The sequence below is a fragment of the Polyangiaceae bacterium genome, from assembly GCA_015075635.1.
Lineage (GTDB): Bacteria > Myxococcota_A > Polyangia > Polyangiales > Polyangiaceae > JADJKB01.
In genome coordinates, this window is record JABTUA010000001.1 from 2,870,780 (window position 1) to 2,884,461 (window position 13,682).

At 70.2% G+C, this 13,682-nt stretch carries 14 protein-coding genes and 1 pseudogene; 10 read left to right on the plus strand and 5 right to left on the minus strand.

Going from position 1 to position 13,682, the window contains the following annotated elements; genetic code table 11:
* Positions 1-51 precede the first annotated feature (51 nt).
* The gene (locus HS104_12970) at positions 52-1,542 is read left to right on the plus strand and encodes a hypothetical protein (protein MBE7480879.1); all 1,491 of its coding nucleotides are present in this window, start codon (positions 52-54) and stop codon (positions 1,540-1,542) included.
* 812 nt (positions 1,543-2,354) lie between these two features.
* Here HS104_12970 and HS104_12975 read toward each other — a convergent pair.
* Positions 2,355-2,726: pseudogene (locus tag HS104_12975) on the minus strand (peptidase).
* Between the two features lie 203 nt (positions 2,727-2,929).
* Between HS104_12975 and HS104_12980 the strand changes: the two are divergent.
* Genes HS104_12980 through HS104_13005 form a run of 6 tightly spaced genes read left to right on the plus strand, consistent with a single transcriptional unit; the run spans position 2,930 to position 7,879 of the window.
* The gene (locus HS104_12980) at positions 2,930-3,721 is read left to right on the plus strand and encodes a hypothetical protein (GenBank protein MBE7480880.1); all 792 of its coding nucleotides are present in this window, start codon (positions 2,930-2,932) and stop codon (positions 3,719-3,721) included.
* A complete protein-coding gene (locus tag HS104_12985; protein MBE7480881.1) occupies positions 3,718-4,452 on the plus strand; it encodes an ATP-binding cassette domain-containing protein in 735 nt (244 codons plus the stop codon). The genes HS104_12980 and HS104_12985 overlap by 4 nt, the downstream gene beginning before the upstream one ends.
* Positions 4,452-5,249, plus strand: coding sequence for an ABC transporter permease (locus HS104_12990; GenBank protein ID MBE7480882.1), 798 nt, complete (start codon positions 4,452-4,454; stop codon positions 5,247-5,249). The genes HS104_12985 and HS104_12990 overlap by 1 nt, the downstream gene beginning before the upstream one ends.
* A 2-nt stretch (positions 5,250-5,251) precedes the next feature.
* Positions 5,252-6,100 (plus strand): ABC transporter permease, encoded by an 849-nt coding sequence (locus HS104_12995; GenBank protein MBE7480883.1) that lies wholly within the window; start codon positions 5,252-5,254, stop codon positions 6,098-6,100.
* 9 nt (positions 6,101-6,109) lie between these two features.
* Positions 6,110-6,853: an ATP-binding cassette domain-containing protein gene (locus tag HS104_13000; protein MBE7480884.1), complete on the plus strand. Its 744-nt coding sequence runs from the start codon at positions 6,110-6,112 to the stop codon at positions 6,851-6,853.
* Between the two features lie 3 nt (positions 6,854-6,856).
* A complete protein-coding gene (locus HS104_13005; GenBank protein ID MBE7480885.1) occupies positions 6,857-7,879 on the plus strand; it encodes an MCE family protein in 1,023 nt (340 codons plus the stop codon).
* 80 nt (positions 7,880-7,959) lie between these two features.
* Here the strand turns inward: HS104_13005 and HS104_13010 are convergent, their stop codons facing one another.
* Both HS104_13010 and HS104_13015 read right to left on the minus strand, forming a co-directional pair.
* On the minus strand, positions 7,960-8,391 hold the full coding sequence (locus HS104_13010; GenBank protein ID MBE7480886.1) for a hypothetical protein: 432 nt from the start codon (positions 8,389-8,391) through the stop codon (positions 7,960-7,962).
* A gap of 34 nt (positions 8,392-8,425) precedes the next feature.
* Positions 8,426-8,641 carry a biotin/lipoyl-binding carrier protein gene (locus tag HS104_13015; GenBank protein MBE7480887.1) on the minus strand — a complete coding sequence of 72 codons (216 nt, stop codon included), beginning with the start codon at positions 8,639-8,641 and terminating at the stop codon, positions 8,426-8,428.
* 241 nt (positions 8,642-8,882) lie between these two features.
* Between HS104_13015 and HS104_13020 the strand changes: the two genes are divergently transcribed.
* Genes HS104_13020 through HS104_13030 form a run of 3 tightly spaced genes read left to right on the plus strand, consistent with a single transcriptional unit; the run spans position 8,883 to position 11,092 of the window.
* Positions 8,883-9,635 (plus strand): hypothetical protein, encoded by a 753-nt coding sequence (locus HS104_13020; protein MBE7480888.1) that lies wholly within the window; start codon positions 8,883-8,885, stop codon positions 9,633-9,635.
* A 10-nt stretch (positions 9,636-9,645) separates the two neighbouring features.
* Positions 9,646-10,362, plus strand: a complete 717-nt coding sequence (gene pyrF / locus HS104_13025; GenBank protein ID MBE7480889.1) for an orotidine-5'-phosphate decarboxylase — start codon at positions 9,646-9,648, stop codon at positions 10,360-10,362.
* Positions 10,352-11,092, plus strand: coding sequence for an RNA methyltransferase (locus tag HS104_13030; protein ID MBE7480890.1), 741 nt, complete (start codon positions 10,352-10,354; stop codon positions 11,090-11,092). The genes pyrF and HS104_13030 overlap by 11 nt, the downstream gene beginning before the upstream one ends.
* A gap of 191 nt (positions 11,093-11,283) precedes the next feature.
* Here the strand turns inward: HS104_13030 and HS104_13035 are convergent, their stop codons facing one another.
* Both HS104_13035 and HS104_13040 read right to left on the minus strand, forming a co-directional pair.
* The gene (locus HS104_13035) at positions 11,284-12,390 is read right to left on the minus strand and encodes a cysteine desulfurase (GenBank protein MBE7480891.1); all 1,107 of its coding nucleotides are present in this window, start codon (positions 12,388-12,390) and stop codon (positions 11,284-11,286) included.
* Positions 12,387-13,598, minus strand: coding sequence for a response regulator (locus HS104_13040; GenBank protein MBE7480892.1), 1,212 nt, complete (start codon positions 13,596-13,598; stop codon positions 12,387-12,389). Before HS104_13040 ends, HS104_13035 begins: the two co-directional genes overlap by 4 nt.
* Positions 13,599-13,682: the final 84 nt, after the last annotated feature.

Consider the following 13,682-nt stretch of genomic DNA (forward strand, 5'->3'; position numbering starts at 1 on the left):
ACCCCGCTACCCGTTGGCTCGAGCATCAACCCCGGCAGCCTCCGCGCCCGTATGGAGGAAGCCAGATCCCGAGGCACCCTTCACACTCTGAAGGAGACCGTCGGCATCATCGTGCCGCTCGCCGTCGAGATCGCCGACCGGCACGCCGCCGGGGAGGTGCTCTTCTTGCACCCGTCGAGCATCGTGATGGACGCCTCCGGAGTGCCGCACATCGCCCCCGAGCTGGCGATCGTCCCCCCCACCTTGCCCCGCGACAAGATCTGCATGGCCCCCGAGGAGCGCGAGGGCAAGCCGGGCAACGCCCGCGCGAGCGTCTACGCCATCGGCGCCATCACCTACGAGCTGCTCACCGGCATGACCGTCGGCCCGGGCATGCGGCGTCCGAGCGAGGTCGTGCCGACCCTGCCCCGTGATCTCGAGGTGATTTTGGCCAAGTGCCTGGTCGCCGATGCCGTACACCGGCCCGACGACCTCAAGGCGCTGGCCCAAGCGCTCCACCATTTGGCGCCCACCGGCAGCATCGCGCCGCCGCCGGCGGACGAGTCGCATCTCGACCACGACTCGAACTTCGACGTGGACGTATCGCTCTCGATGCTGCCGCCGGCCCCGAGCCAGGCCTTCCACGAGGTGCCCTCGGGTCCGCTGAACCTGGCGGTGGCGCAGGCGCCCGGCACCGGGCCGCGCATGAGCGACTCGACCACCGAGCTGGCTCAGCTCAAGGCTCGCCTCGAGCGCGACAAACGTCCGCGCTACGTCGTGATCAAGGAGGGCATGGACCACGGCCCGTTCAGCTCGGTCGAGCTGCTCCAGCAGATCGCGAGCCACACCTTCGTCGAGGACGACGTGCTCCGCGACGCGTTCAGCAAGGACGAGCGCGCGATCCGCGACTGGGAGGAGTTCGCTCCCTTCGCCGAGCACGCGCGCTTGCACCGCGACATCAAGGCCGAGAAGGTCGCGCTCGAGAGGACCGTGACCGCCGAGCGCAAGAGCACCACCAGCAAGGCGCTGATCGGCGTCGCGGTGGTCGGCGCGCTGGTCGTCGCCGCAGCGGTCTGGTTGGTCGCGCGCCGCGGCTCGCGCAGCGACGCGATCGCCGTGCACGGCGACACCGCCACCAACGTCGACGTGGACGGCGGGCTCAAGACCGCCGCGCGCCCGGGCGGCGGCGGCACGGGCAAGGGCGGCGTGCTCGGCGTGTCCAACGGCATCCCGATCCTCGCCGGCGGCATGTCGTGCGAAGGCGCCATCGCCGCCTACAAGGGCGACGAGGTCACCATCGGCGGCGGGCAGAAGCAGGCGGCGGACCTCACCGCCGGCCAGTACGGCTCGATCTTGAACAAGGGCACCTACTTCGCCCACTGCGGCGCACCCGACGACATGCAGATCAACATCTGCGCCGCGGTGCAGAACGGTCGCGCCGTGGGCGTCAGCGTCACCACCAAGCCCAGCAACCCGGGCGTGGCTTCGTGCGTCGCCGGCGGCGTTCGCGGACTCTCGTTCCCGTCGCGCCCGAACCTGGACGTGACCAGGACGACTTTCTAAATCCCGCTCCGCCGATCACCCAAACGCCTCGCGTCGCTTCCGACCGGTGGGACAAACGCCCCCGGTCCCGGCCGGTTTTCTCACTCGGGGTTGATTCTCGCTCCGCGGGAGACCCAGGCGCCCCGCGCCACTTCCCACTGGTCGAAACGGCAGGCGCCGGCCCCGGCCGGTCTTCTCACTCGGGGTTGATTCTCGCTCCGCGGGAGACCCAGGCGCCCCGCGCCACTTCCCACTGGTCGAAACGGCAGGCGCCGGCCCCGGCCGGTCTTCTCACTCGGGGTTGATTCTCGCTCCGCGGGAGACCCAGGCGCCCCGCGCCACTTCCCACTGGTCGAAACGGCAGGCGCCGGCCCCGGCCGGTCTTCTCACTCGGGGTTGATTCTCGCTCCGCGGGAGACCCAGGCGCCCCGCGCCACTTCCCACTGGTCGAAACGGCAGGCGCCGGCCCCGGCCGGTCTTCTCACTCGGGGTTGATTCTCGCTCCGCGGGAGACCCAGGCGCCCCGCGCCACTTCCCACTGGTCGAAACGGCAGGCGCCGGCCCCGGCCGGTCTTCTCACTCGGGGTTGATTCTCGCTCCGCGAGAGGCCAGGCGCCCGCGCCACTTCCCACTGGTCGAAACGGCGGGCGCCGGCCCCGGCCGGTCTTCTCACTCGGGGTTGATTCTCGCTCCGCGGGAGACCCAGGCGCCCCGCGCCACTTCCCACTGGTCGAAACGGCAGGCGCCGGCCCCGGCCGGTCTTCTCACTCTCCTCTCCGTGGCAGATCGTGATCTGATCTTGCCAAGACCCGAGGCGTGGTGGCGGGCTCGGCCTACGGCCGAGCGGGTGACCTGAAACGGCTTGGTGCGGGTGACCTGAAACGGCTTGGTGCGGGTGACCTGAAACGGCTTGGTGCGGGTGACCTGAAACGGCTTGGTGCGGGTGACCTGAAACGGCTTGGTGCGGGTGACCTGAAACGGCTTGGTGCGGGTGACCTGAAACGGCTTGGTGCGGGTGACCTGAAACGGCTTGGTGCGGGTGACCTGAAACGGCTTGGTGCGGGTGACCTGAAACGGCTTGGTGCGGGTGACCTGAAACGGCTTGGTGCGGGTGACCTGAAACGGCTTGGTGCGGGTGACCTGAAACGGCTTGGTGCGGGTGACCTGAAACGGCTTGGTGCGCGGCGACCTGGACTGGGCTTGGCGCGCGGCGACCCAGACGGGGCTTGGCGCGCGGCGCGGCTAGATAGGGGGCACGGCGCCCCCTCCTTTCGCGAGGGAGAGGGGCAAGAGTCGAGCTTTGTCGCTCAGCATAGGAGTGGGGTGAACCGGACTCCCCTCCTCGAAGCGTGAAAACCGGACTCCTTCGCAGTCGCCCCCTGCCGGGGCCTGAGGTAAAAAGGCCGCCGTGACCAGGCAGGACGGGATGAAGTGGGCGCTCGGTCTGCTGCTCTTCGCGGTGGCCGGCTGCGCCGTGCCCATCGTCAACGGCGCGGACGAAGCCGACGCCAACCGCGTCGTGGTCGCCCTCGAGGAGAACGGCATCGCCGCCGACAAGGAGGCTGACCCGGCCACCGAAGGCCGCTTTCGCGTGCTGGTCGCCCGGGACGACGCCTCCGGGGCCGCTCAGGTGCTGAAGCAGGAGAGCCTGCCGCCACCAGCCACCAAGGGCGTGCTCGAGGCGCTCGGAGAGGGCGGGCTCGTGCCCAGCCGAAGCGCCGAGCACGCCAAGCTGGTCGCGGGCACCGCCGGCGATCTCGAGCGCTCGCTCCGCGCCATCGACGGCGTGCTCTCGGCCCGCGTCCACCTCGCGGTGCCGGCCAAGACTCCCTTCGAAGGCGAGAACAAGGAGACCGCCACCGCATCGGTGCTGATCCGGCATCGTGGCAGCGCGGCGCCGGTGGCGGCGAAGGACGTGCAGCACCTGGTCGCAGGCGCCGTCAGCGGGCTCGCCGCCGACAAGGTCAGCGTGGTCCTGACCCCCGCGCCCGCCGCGCAGCGCCCGGCGGAGCGCGAGCTCAGCCGCCTGGGACCGGTCACCGTCACCCGAGCGTCTCTGACCCCGCTTCGTCTCGGCGTGGCCGCGGCCGCCCTCATCAACCTGCTCCTCATCGGCGTGTTGCTCGCGCTCTGGGCCAAGCTGCGCCGCGCGCACGCGACGCTGGATGCCGAGCGCGCCGCCGCGAACAGTCCCCGGTGATCGAGATCGAGGGCATCGCCAAGTCCTTCGACCGCCCGGTGCTGCGCGGGGTGAACTTGCGCGTCCCGGAGGGCTGCTTGTACGGCCTGATCGGCCCTGGCGCCAGCGGCAAGAGCGTGCTCTTGAAGATCATCGTCGGGCTCATCCGCCCCGACGCCGGTCGCGTGGCCATCGCCGGCCGGGACATCTTCGGCATGAGCGACCTCGAGCTGCAGGAGTTCCGCAAGCAGATCGGCATGCTGTTCCAGAACAACGCGCTGTTCGACTTCATGACCGTGGCGGACAACATCGCCTTCCCGCTGCGGCGGCTGTTCGCCTTGCCGGAGGACGAAGTGCGGCAACGCGTCGCCGAGCGGCTCGGCGTGGTCTCGCTGCCCGGCTTCGAGGACCGCCTGCCCTCCGGGCTCTCCGGCGGCCAGAAGAAACGCGTCGGGGTCGCCCGCGCCACGGTGGCGAAGGCCCCCATCGTGCTCTATGACGAACCGGCCGCGGGGCTCGATCCGGTCACCAGCCAGAAAATCTTCGACCTGCTCCGCGCCGAGCAGCGCGCGGCCGGCGCCACGGTGATCATGGTGTCGAGCGACCTCGACCGCCTGCTCACCGTGACCGACCGGGTGGGGATGATGTACCGAGGAAAGCTCATCTTCGACGGCACCACCCGCGAAGCGCAGGAGAGCGACGATCCGTACGTGCACCAGTTCGTGCACGGAATCGCCGAAGGGCCGCTATGATGGCCAGCCCCGTGACCGCCCGCGCCCTGCAACCCTTCGCCTCTCTCGGCGCCTCCTTCCTGGAGACGAGCCAGGTCGTGGGCGGCATGGGCGTGATGTTCGGGCGCATCGTCTGGCGCCTGGCGCGCCTCTCGTTCGACCGCAGCGAGCTCTTGAAGAACATGTACAAGATGGGCGTCAAGTCCGTGCCCATCGTCGTGGTCACCGCGCTCTTCACCGGCGGCATCATGGTGATCCAGGCAGCGCCGCTGGTGCAGCGCTATGGTGCCCACGGCCTGCTCGGCTGGGGCGCCGGCTTCGGCACGCTGCGCGAGATCGGCCCGCTCTTGACCGCGCTGATGATCTCCGGGCGCGTGGGCGCCAACAACACGGCGGAGCTCGGCACCATGGTCGTCACCGAGCAGATCGACGCCCTGCGCGCCTTGGCCATCGATCCCATCAGCTTCCTGATCGTTCCGCGCTTCATCGGCGTCGTGACCACGCTGTTCCTGGCGACGGTTTTCGCCGACGCCCTCGCGTTGCTCGGCGCCGCGTACGCTGGCTTGGGCATCCTGGGCGTGGAGCCCCAGGTGTTCTTCAACGGCCTGACCAGCGGCCTGCTCGGCCTCGGCGACGTGTTCCACGGGCTGATCAAGAGCGTGGTCTTCGGCATGGTCATCGCCCTGGCCAGCTGCCAGTTCGGCATGGCCACGAGCGGCGGCGCCCCCGGCGTCGGCCGCGCGGTCAACTCCACCGTGGTCGTGAGCGCCGCCGGCATCTTCGTGCTCGACTACATCGTCTCCTTCGCGATCGGGTGAGCATGGCAGACGCGGTCGAGCACGCCCCCGAGAGCGCCGTCGGCCACATCGACGAAGACGCGGTCGTCCACGAGCGCACCGGGCTCGCGTGGGTCGGCGGCTCGGTGCTCGATCTGCTCGGCGCTGGCAAGCAGCTCTACTCGGTGCTCGTCAAGACGCTGTACTACTCCGCGCGCGGCGTGCGGCAGCCCGGCGCGGTCGCGCGGCAGATGTACGAGATCGGCAACCAGAGCCTGGTGTTCTTGTCCGTGGTGATGGGTTTCATCGGCATGATCCTGGTGTTCCAGGCTGGGCTGCAGGCCAAGCGGGTGGTGCCCGACCTGTCGCTGCTCGGCGCCACCTTCCTCGAGCTCTTGGTGCGCGATCTGGCCGCGAGCATCTCGGCGCTGATGCTGGCCACCCGCGTGGGCGCGGGCATCGCGGCCGAAATCGGCTCGATGGTGGTGACCGAGCAGGTGGACGCGCTGCGCATGTGCGCCGCCGATCCCGTCGACTACCTGATCGTTCCGCGCTTCAAGGCCAGCATCGTCATGACCACCGTGCTGGTGATCATCGCCGCCGGCGTGGCCTTCACCACCGGCATGCTGACCGGCTACGTCTTCTTCGAGATCAATCCGCGCACCTTCGTCAACCTGAGCATGGTCGACGCCGGCGACCTGACCATCGGCCTGAGCAAGTGCGTCGCCTACGGCGCGGCCATCCCGGTCGTGAGCGGCTACTGCGGCCTCTCCACCTTCGGCGGCTCCGAGGGCGTGGGCTGGGCGACGACCCGCGCGGTGGTCAACTCGTCGTTGACGGTGATCATCATGAACTTCTTCATCAGCGGCGCCGGCTACCTGATCTTCGGTTGAGCGCGCGCGATGATCTCGTTCCGGAACGTCAGGAAGTCGTTCGGTCCGAAGGACGTGCTCCGCGGCGTGAGCTTCGACGTCGAGGACGGCGAGGTGTTCTTCATCATCGGCGCCTCCGGCGTGGGCAAGAGCGTGCTGATCAAGCACCTGATCGGCCTGCTCTACCCGGACGGCGGCGAGATCTGGCTCGACGGCGAGGAGGTCAGCCGCTTCGACGAGCAGAAGATGTACGGCGTACGGATGAAGTGCGCGATGGTGTTCCAGCACTCCACCCTGTTCGACTCGATGACCTGCGCGGAGAACGTCGCGTTGCCGCTGCGCAAGCACAAAGGTCTCAAGCCCAAGGAGGCTCGGATCGAGGCCCAGCGGCTGCTCACCCAGGTGCACATGGCGGAGTTCGGCGACCGCTACCCGGCGGAGCTCGGGGACGGCATGCGCAAGCGGGTCGCCATCGCCCGCGCGCTCTCGCTCGAGCCGCGCTACGTACTGTTCGACGAGCCCACCACCAGCCTGGACCCGGTCAGCGCGCGGCGCGTTGACAAGTTGATCCGCGAGCTCAGCGACACCCTCGGCGTGACCAGCATCGTGGTCTCGCACGACCTGGCCAGCATCTTCACGATCGCCGACCGCATCGTGATGCTGTACAAAGGTGAGGTGAAGCTCCTCGGCAAGCCCGAAGATTTCAGGCGCTCGCCGGATGGCATCATCCAGCAGTTCATCAACGGACGCGCCGAAGGACCCATGGAGGCCTGACACATGAGCCAGCGATCGATCGAGGTGAAAGTCGGCGTGTTGATCCTGCTGGCCCTGGGCCTGCTCGGGTCCTTCGTGGTCGTGATGGGGGGCCTGTCGTTCGAGCCGACCTACACGGTCTACGTCGACTTCGACAACCCCGGAGGGTTGCAGAGCGGAGCGCCCATCCGCATCGCCGGGGTCAAGGTCGGCAAGGTCAAGGAGATGCAGTTCCGCGGCGGCGAGATCGATCCCAAGACCAACCAGCCGGTGCCGCCGGTGCGCATCGTGGCGCACGTCGAGAAGCGCTACCAGAAGGCCATCCACGAGAACTCGCGCTGGTACGTCACGACCCAAGGCGTGCTCGGCGAACAGTTCCTCGCCGTGGAGCCCGGCTCGCAGGACCGGCCGGTCTTGGCCGAGAACGCGGTGGTCTCGGGCATCAGTCCGCCCCGGCTCGATCTCCTGCTCAGCGAGAGCTACGAGCTCTTGCACCGCGCGTACGAGGGCATCACCAAGAACGAGAAGAAGATCGGCGAGACCTTCGACGGCCTGCACGCCACCCTGAAGGGCACCGGGGACTTCATGGCGGGGAACCAGAAGAAGCTCGACAACATCGTCTCGAACGTGGAGACGCTGACCGTGGAGAGCAACGAGACCGTGCGCGCCGCGCGCGACCGGTACATCGACAACCCGCAGATCCAGCGCATCATCGGCAACGTCGAGCGCACGACCAGCACCCTGGACAAGGAGGTCGGCCCTCTACTGTCGGACGGGCGCGGAGTGCTCGCCGATACCAAGAAGCTGACCGGCACCTTGGCCAGCGATCCGCAGCTCAAGAAGTACCAGAAGATCACGCAGGACGTCAGCGACACCACGGGTCGCGCCAAGCTCGCCGCTGCGGACGCCCAGGCGATGGTGGCCCACATCAAGCGCGGCAAGGGCACCGTGGGCGCCCTCGTCATGGATGAGGCGCTCTACGACGACCTGCAGGAGATGCTCCGCGATCTGAAGCACAACCCGTGGAAGTTCTTCTGGCGGGAGTGAGCTAGGGGCAGTCCCTAACTTCGCGTTCGGCTGGCGGCAGCAAACGCGCCCGCTCCGTCGCCACCCAACTAGGGCCCCGCCTAACCCCCGTCGCCGCTGGCGCCGGCCGCGCCGCCGCTCGGGCTGCCGCCGCCACCGGTCGTCCCGCCGCCGCTCGGGCTGCCGCCGCCACCGGTCGTCCCGCCGCCGCTGGGCGCTCCGCCGCCGCCGGTCGGCGCTCCGCCGCCGCCGGTGGGCGCTCCGCCCGCCCCCGCCGCGCCACCCGAGCCGTCGGGCCCGGCCTCCGCCGGAGGGGCGTCGCCGGCGGGACCGTCCACCGTGCTGACGATGCCGGTCAGATCGTTCGAGCAGACGCCGTTGATGCAGACGAGCCCGGTCTGGCAGTCGTCGGCTCGATAGCACTCGCCGCCGAGCCCGGCCTGCTCCTGCGGTCCGCCGCACGACGCGGGCAGCCAGAAAGCCCCGAGAAACACCGCTGCGCCCAGGGCCCGCCAGGCCACTCGCCGTCTCATCCTGCCGGCTATCATACCTCGGGTCGGGCCGATGTCATTCCAGGGTGACGATCAGCGTGCCGTCTTCGATGCTGTCGCCCTCGCTCACGTGGACCGCCAGGACGCTTCCGGCCGCGCTTGCCTCGACCGGGATCTCCATCTTCATGGACTCCAGGATGACCACGGTCTCTTCTTCGACGACGCGCTGCCCGACCTGAACCAGGACCTTCCAGACCGTCCCGGTGATCTGCGCGCGCACTTCGACCGCCACGGGCGGGCAGCCTAGCAGAGGACCGGCGAAGGGCCCCGGGATTTCTAGGGTTCTCCGGCCGACCCAAGCGCCGGGGGGTCACGGTGTCGGAGAGCGAAAGCCCGTCGCTTGGGTGAGTCGGGTCACATGGATTAAGATCCCCGAGCCCAAACCGTCCGTTGACGCCCGCCCCCGAGGGCCCAAGACGGGCGTATTCGCCACTCGCAAACGCGCTCGCTCGCTGCTACAGGAAAGTCCACCGATGGCCGAACAGAAGGAAAGCTCGGTTCTCTTCTCCCTCAAGGAGCTCATGAGCCTCGAGGAGGACCGCATCAAGGCGGAGGAGGCCGACAAGGACGCCCGCGCTCGCGCCGAAGCGGAAGCCCGCGCAGCCGCCGAGCGAGCCGCGCGCGAGGCGGAAGAAGCCCGCATGCGGTCCGAGGAGGAAGCTCGCCGCACCGAGGAGCAGCGCCGCCGCGAGGAAGAGGCGCGGCTCGCGGCCATTCACCAGGGCGAGCTGGAGAAGGCCCGCGCCGAGGCCGAGCACCGCGCGCGCATGGAAGCCATGGGCTCGCAGCAAGCGCACGAGCAGCAGCTCGCCGCGCTCAGCCAAGACAAGCACAAGAAGCGCTTGCAGATCATCGTGGGCGTCGTCTCGGGCGTGTTCCTTCTCGCCGCCGTCGGCGGCGGCATCGCTTGGAAGAAGTCCTCCGACGAGCGCGCCAAGGAGAAAGCCGCCCTCGAAGCCCAGGCCCGATCCGCTCAAGAGGAGCTCGATCGCCTGAAGCGCGAGTCCGACGAGAAGGAGAAGAAGGTCGCCGAGCTGAAGCGCCAGATGGACAGCGCCAAGGACGAAGCCGAGCGCGCGAAGATCGAGGCGCAGCTCGCGAAGGCGAAGAAGGAGTCGGACGAGGCCCGCGGCAAGCTCGGTGGTCGTACCGGCGGCGACAAGCCCGCCGGCGCCGCCAAGCCCTGCAACTGCCCGCCCGGCGATCCATTGTGCTCCTGCTTGTGAGCCCCCGCGCGTGACCGCCCCCGATCCGCGGCGCAGGCTCGCGTTCGCCCTCGACTACCCCAGCTTGGCCGAGGCGCGCGCCGGAGCGTCCGCGGTGCACGACGCGGTCGGCGTGCTCAAGGTCGGGCTCGAGCTGTTCGTTCGCGAAGGACCGAGCGCGCTGGCGCTCGGGACCGAGCTGGGCTGCGACGTGTTCCTCGACCTGAAGCTGCACGACATTCCCGAGACGGTCGAGCGCGCGGTGGCCTCCGCGGTCGCCCACGGCGTGCGCTACCTGACGCTGCACGCGTGCGGAGGCCGGCGCATGCTGGAGCAGGCGGCGCGGCGCGCCGAAGGCAGCGGCCTGTGCCTGCTGGCGGTCACGGTGCTGACCTCGCTGGACGACGCCGACCTCGCCGAGCTCGGTGTGGGCGAAGCGAGCGGCGAGCACGCGAAGAGGCTCGCGACCCTGGCCCGCGACACCGGCATCGGCGGCCTGGTCTGCTCGGTGAAGGAGGTCGCCAGCCTGCGGCAGCTGATGGGCCCGAGCGCGGTGCTGGTCACGCCGGGCATTCGCCCGAGCGCGGGTGCGAGCGACGACCAGAAGCGCACCGGGACCCCCGCCTCGGCCATCCGCTCCGGCGCGAGCCTGCTGGTGGTCGGCCGCCCGATCCGCGACGCCGCCGATCCGCTGGCGACGGCCCGGGCCATCGGTCGCGAAATCGCCGAGGCCGAGGGTGGAGCCTGAGCGCGGGCGGTCGCGGCTGGTCGCGGGGCTCCAGCCGGTCCGCGAGGCGATCCGCGTCCATGGCGAGCGTCTGAGCCGGGTGTTGATCGACGACCGCGCCCTGCCCCGGCTGGACGCGCTGGCGCGCTTCGCCGTGGACCGCGGCGTCGGGCGCGTGGAGCGCGTCTCGCGCCGGGAGCTCGACCGCCAGAGCGAGGGCGCCCAGCACCAGGGCGTCCTGGCTTTTGCGCCGCCCCTCGGGCTCGTCAGCGCCGAAGAGCTGTTGGCGGACCCGGGGTTGCTCGGCGTGGCCCTGGACGGGATCCAGGACCCGCAGAACTTCGGCGCGGTGATCCGCAGCGCCGTCGGCATCGCCGGGGCGGCGGTCATCTGGGGTGAGCACTCCTCGGCGCCGCTCAGCACGGCGACCTTCCGAGCGTCAGCCGGCGCCATCGAGCACGCGCGCCTGTGCCGGGTGAAGTCGCTGGTGGGCGCCCTGACCGGCGCGCGCGACGCCGGCGTCCAGGTCGTCGGGTTGGAGGCGCGCGCCGATCGCCAGCTCGGCGCGCTCGATCTGACGGGGCCGACGGTCCTGGTCATCGGCAGCGAAGGTGAAGGCATGGCCCGCGCGGTGCGCCGCGCGTGCAGCGCGCTCGCGCAGCTCTTGCCCATGACCCACCTCGACTCGTTGAACGCCTCGGTGGCGTCGGGGATCGCTCTGTACGAGGCGATTCGCCAGCGCAGTCGCTGACTTCGCAGGCAGGCTCTCGCGTGGCTTCGACGCGCTGAACACCCGTCACGCGTCCGGGGCCGCTCCGTTCCATTCAATGGATCGCTGGCCCCCGCTCGGTTGGGGGCGCGAAAGTCGATCGATTTCGATCACTTGCGTGCGAGTCGATCAGACTCCGGGTGAGAAAATCGCGCTGCACCTCATCCAGAGTCTCAGCTGCTTCGCTTGCGTGCCGAAAGCACGCGAGTCATCACGGAAATTGCGAAATCGATCTCCTCGGTCGTGGTGTCCTCGCCGATGCTCACGCGAAACGAGCCGCGCGCGCGCGCTTCGCCCAGCATCGCCGTGAGCACGGGCGACGGCTCGCTCGAGCCGGCGGAGCACGCGCTGCCCGCCGACACCTGCAAGCCTTCCAGGTCGAACGCGGCGACCAGCTCGTCCGCGCGCGCCGCCGGAACGAACAAGCTCGCCACGTGGGGCACCCTGGGCTCGTCCACGTTGGGCTCGGCCAGGCCGGTCAGCGCCCGTTCGAGCCGCTCGCGCTCGGCCTGGAGCGCCGCGTGCCGGGCGGGCCCGTCGCCGGCCCAGGCGAGGGCCCGGAGGAACCCGGCGGCGAGGACCGCGTCCTGGGTCCCGGGCCGGAGCCCTCGCTCTTGGCTGCCGCCGTGGGCGAGCGGGCGGATCAGCGCCGGGGAGCCCCGGAACACCAGCGCCCCGATGCCCTTGGGCCCCCTGAGCTTGTGGGCGGTGAGTGCGATGCTGTCGGCGCGCCGGTAGGTCTCCGGCTCGAGCTTGCCGACGGCCTGGACCGCGTCTACGTGCAGCCGCGCGCCGGCCGCCCGCACCGCCTCGAAGATCGGCCCGAGGGGCTGGACCACCCCGGTCTCGTGGTTCACCGCCATCACCGCCACCGTGGCGCCCGGCCCGAGGCCCGCGAGCGCCGCGCGCACGCTCTGGGGATCGATGCGGCCGGCGCGGGGCACCGGCAGCCAGACCACCGGCACGCCGCCCGCTTCCAGGTGCTCCGCCATCCGCGTGACCGAGGGGTGCTCGAGCCGACTCACCACCAACGCGGTGGCGCCGCCGAGCGCCAGGTTGTTGGCCTCGGTGCCACCGGAGGTGAGCACGACGTCGCGTGGATCGGACTCGAGCAGTCGCGCGATCGCTTCACGAAGCTCTTCGATGATCGCGCGAGCGCGGCGTCCGGCTGTGTGGATGCTCGACGGATTGCCCCAGGCGCTGTCCGCTGCGGCACGCATCGCCTCGAGCACCGCGGGGTGCGGCGGCGTGGTGGCGTTCCAATCCAGGTAGACGTTCATGCGCGCGAGCTCTGCGCGCGATCGGGAACGACCAGGTAGAACGCCGCGCCGCCCAAGCGAACGCCGTCGATGCGCTCGTCCGCCGGTGACACCACGCGCACGTCGCCGGCGTGACCGCGCACGATGCCCTTGACGATGGCCAAGCCGACACCGGTGCCGCCGTGGGCCCGGGTCGGCGAGCCGTCCACCTGGTAGAAAGGCTCGAACACTCGCTCCAGCGTGTGCGCCGGCACGCCGGGCCCGGTGTCTGCGACCACCACCTCGAAGTGCCCGGAGGCCAGCCGGCGCGCGCGCACGCCGACGCTGCCGCCGGCCGGCGTGAACTTGGCCGCGTTGTCGAGCAGGTGGTCGATGGCCTGCCCCAGCCGCTCCGCGTCTCCGTGACCGTCGAGCCCGGGGCCCGGCAGCTCGGTGGCCAAGCTCAGCGTGGCCCGCTCGAACAGCGGGCGTTTGCGCGCGATCGCGCGCCGGACCACCTCGCTGAAGTCCAGCGGCCGTGGCGCGAGCTTGAGCTTTCCGGTCTCGAGCGCGGTCACGTCGAGCAGGTTGTCGATCAACCCGCGCAGACGCTCGACGCACTCGCTCATCGAACGCAGCGCCTTGTGCTGCGCGGGGACCAGCGGACCGAGCTCCTCGTCGCCCAAGAGCTTCACGTAGCCGACGATGGGCGTCATCGGCGTCGCGAGCTCGTGGGAGATGTTCCGGTAGAACTCCTTGCGCGCCAGATCGAGCTCGCGCAGCTGGGCGTTGGCGCCCTCGAGCTCGGCGATTTTCTGCTCCAGATGCGCGGCGATCTTCTGGCTCTGAAGCCGGAGCTGCTTGCCGGTCTGGTCCGGGGAGACCTGCTCGCGCCGCCCGTCCAGGTAGCCGCGCAGCGTCGCGGCGAAGGATCGCGCGTCGATGGGCTTCTGCAGGAAGCCGTCGCAGCCGACCGCCAGGCTGGTCTCGCGACTGCCCTCCGCGGTGATGGCGACGATGGGCACCCCGTAGAGCTCCGGCTGGGAGCGCAGCCGGAGCGTGACCTCGTAGCCGTCGAGCCCAGGCATGGCGATGTCGACCAGCACCAGATCGGGACGCTCGGCGCCGGCCTTGCGGATCCCGTCCAGGCCGTCCTCGGCGTCGATCACGTCGAAGCCCGCGGCGGACAGCAGTTTCCGGACCAGGAGGCGGTTGGCCGGATCGTCCTCGATGTGCAAGACCTTGGGCACGGCGCCGCTCATCTTTGCCGCCGTTGGACCCCTCGGCAAGCCGTGAGAAGGAAGCTCCCGCTTGAAAAGCACCGGGCTTGGCTC

What these genes read in the sequence shown, in the direction of transcription:
- HS104_12970 (MBE7480879.1), top strand. Translation starts at nt 52, where the DNA reads ATGGAGGAAGCCAGATCCCGAGGCACCCTTCACACTCTGAAGGAGACC.
- HS104_12990 (MBE7480882.1), top strand. Translation starts at nt 4,452, where the DNA reads ATGGCCAGCCCCGTGACCGCCCGCGCCCTGCAACCCTTCGCCTCTCTC.
- HS104_12995 (MBE7480883.1), top strand. Translation starts at nt 5,252, where the DNA reads ATGGCAGACGCGGTCGAGCACGCCCCCGAGAGCGCCGTCGGCCACATC.
- HS104_13000 (MBE7480884.1), top strand. Translation starts at nt 6,110, where the DNA reads ATGATCTCGTTCCGGAACGTCAGGAAGTCGTTCGGTCCGAAGGACGTG.
- HS104_13005 (MBE7480885.1), top strand. Translation starts at nt 6,857, where the DNA reads ATGAGCCAGCGATCGATCGAGGTGAAAGTCGGCGTGTTGATCCTGCTG.
- HS104_13010 (MBE7480886.1), bottom strand. Translation starts at nt 8,391, where the DNA reads ATGAGACGGCGAGTGGCCTGGCGGGCCCTGGGCGCAGCGGTGTTTCTC.
- HS104_13020 (MBE7480888.1), top strand. Translation starts at nt 8,883, where the DNA reads ATGGCCGAACAGAAGGAAAGCTCGGTTCTCTTCTCCCTCAAGGAGCTC.
- HS104_13035 (MBE7480891.1), bottom strand. Translation starts at nt 12,390, where the DNA reads ATGAACGTCTACCTGGATTGGAACGCCACCACGCCGCCGCACCCCGCG.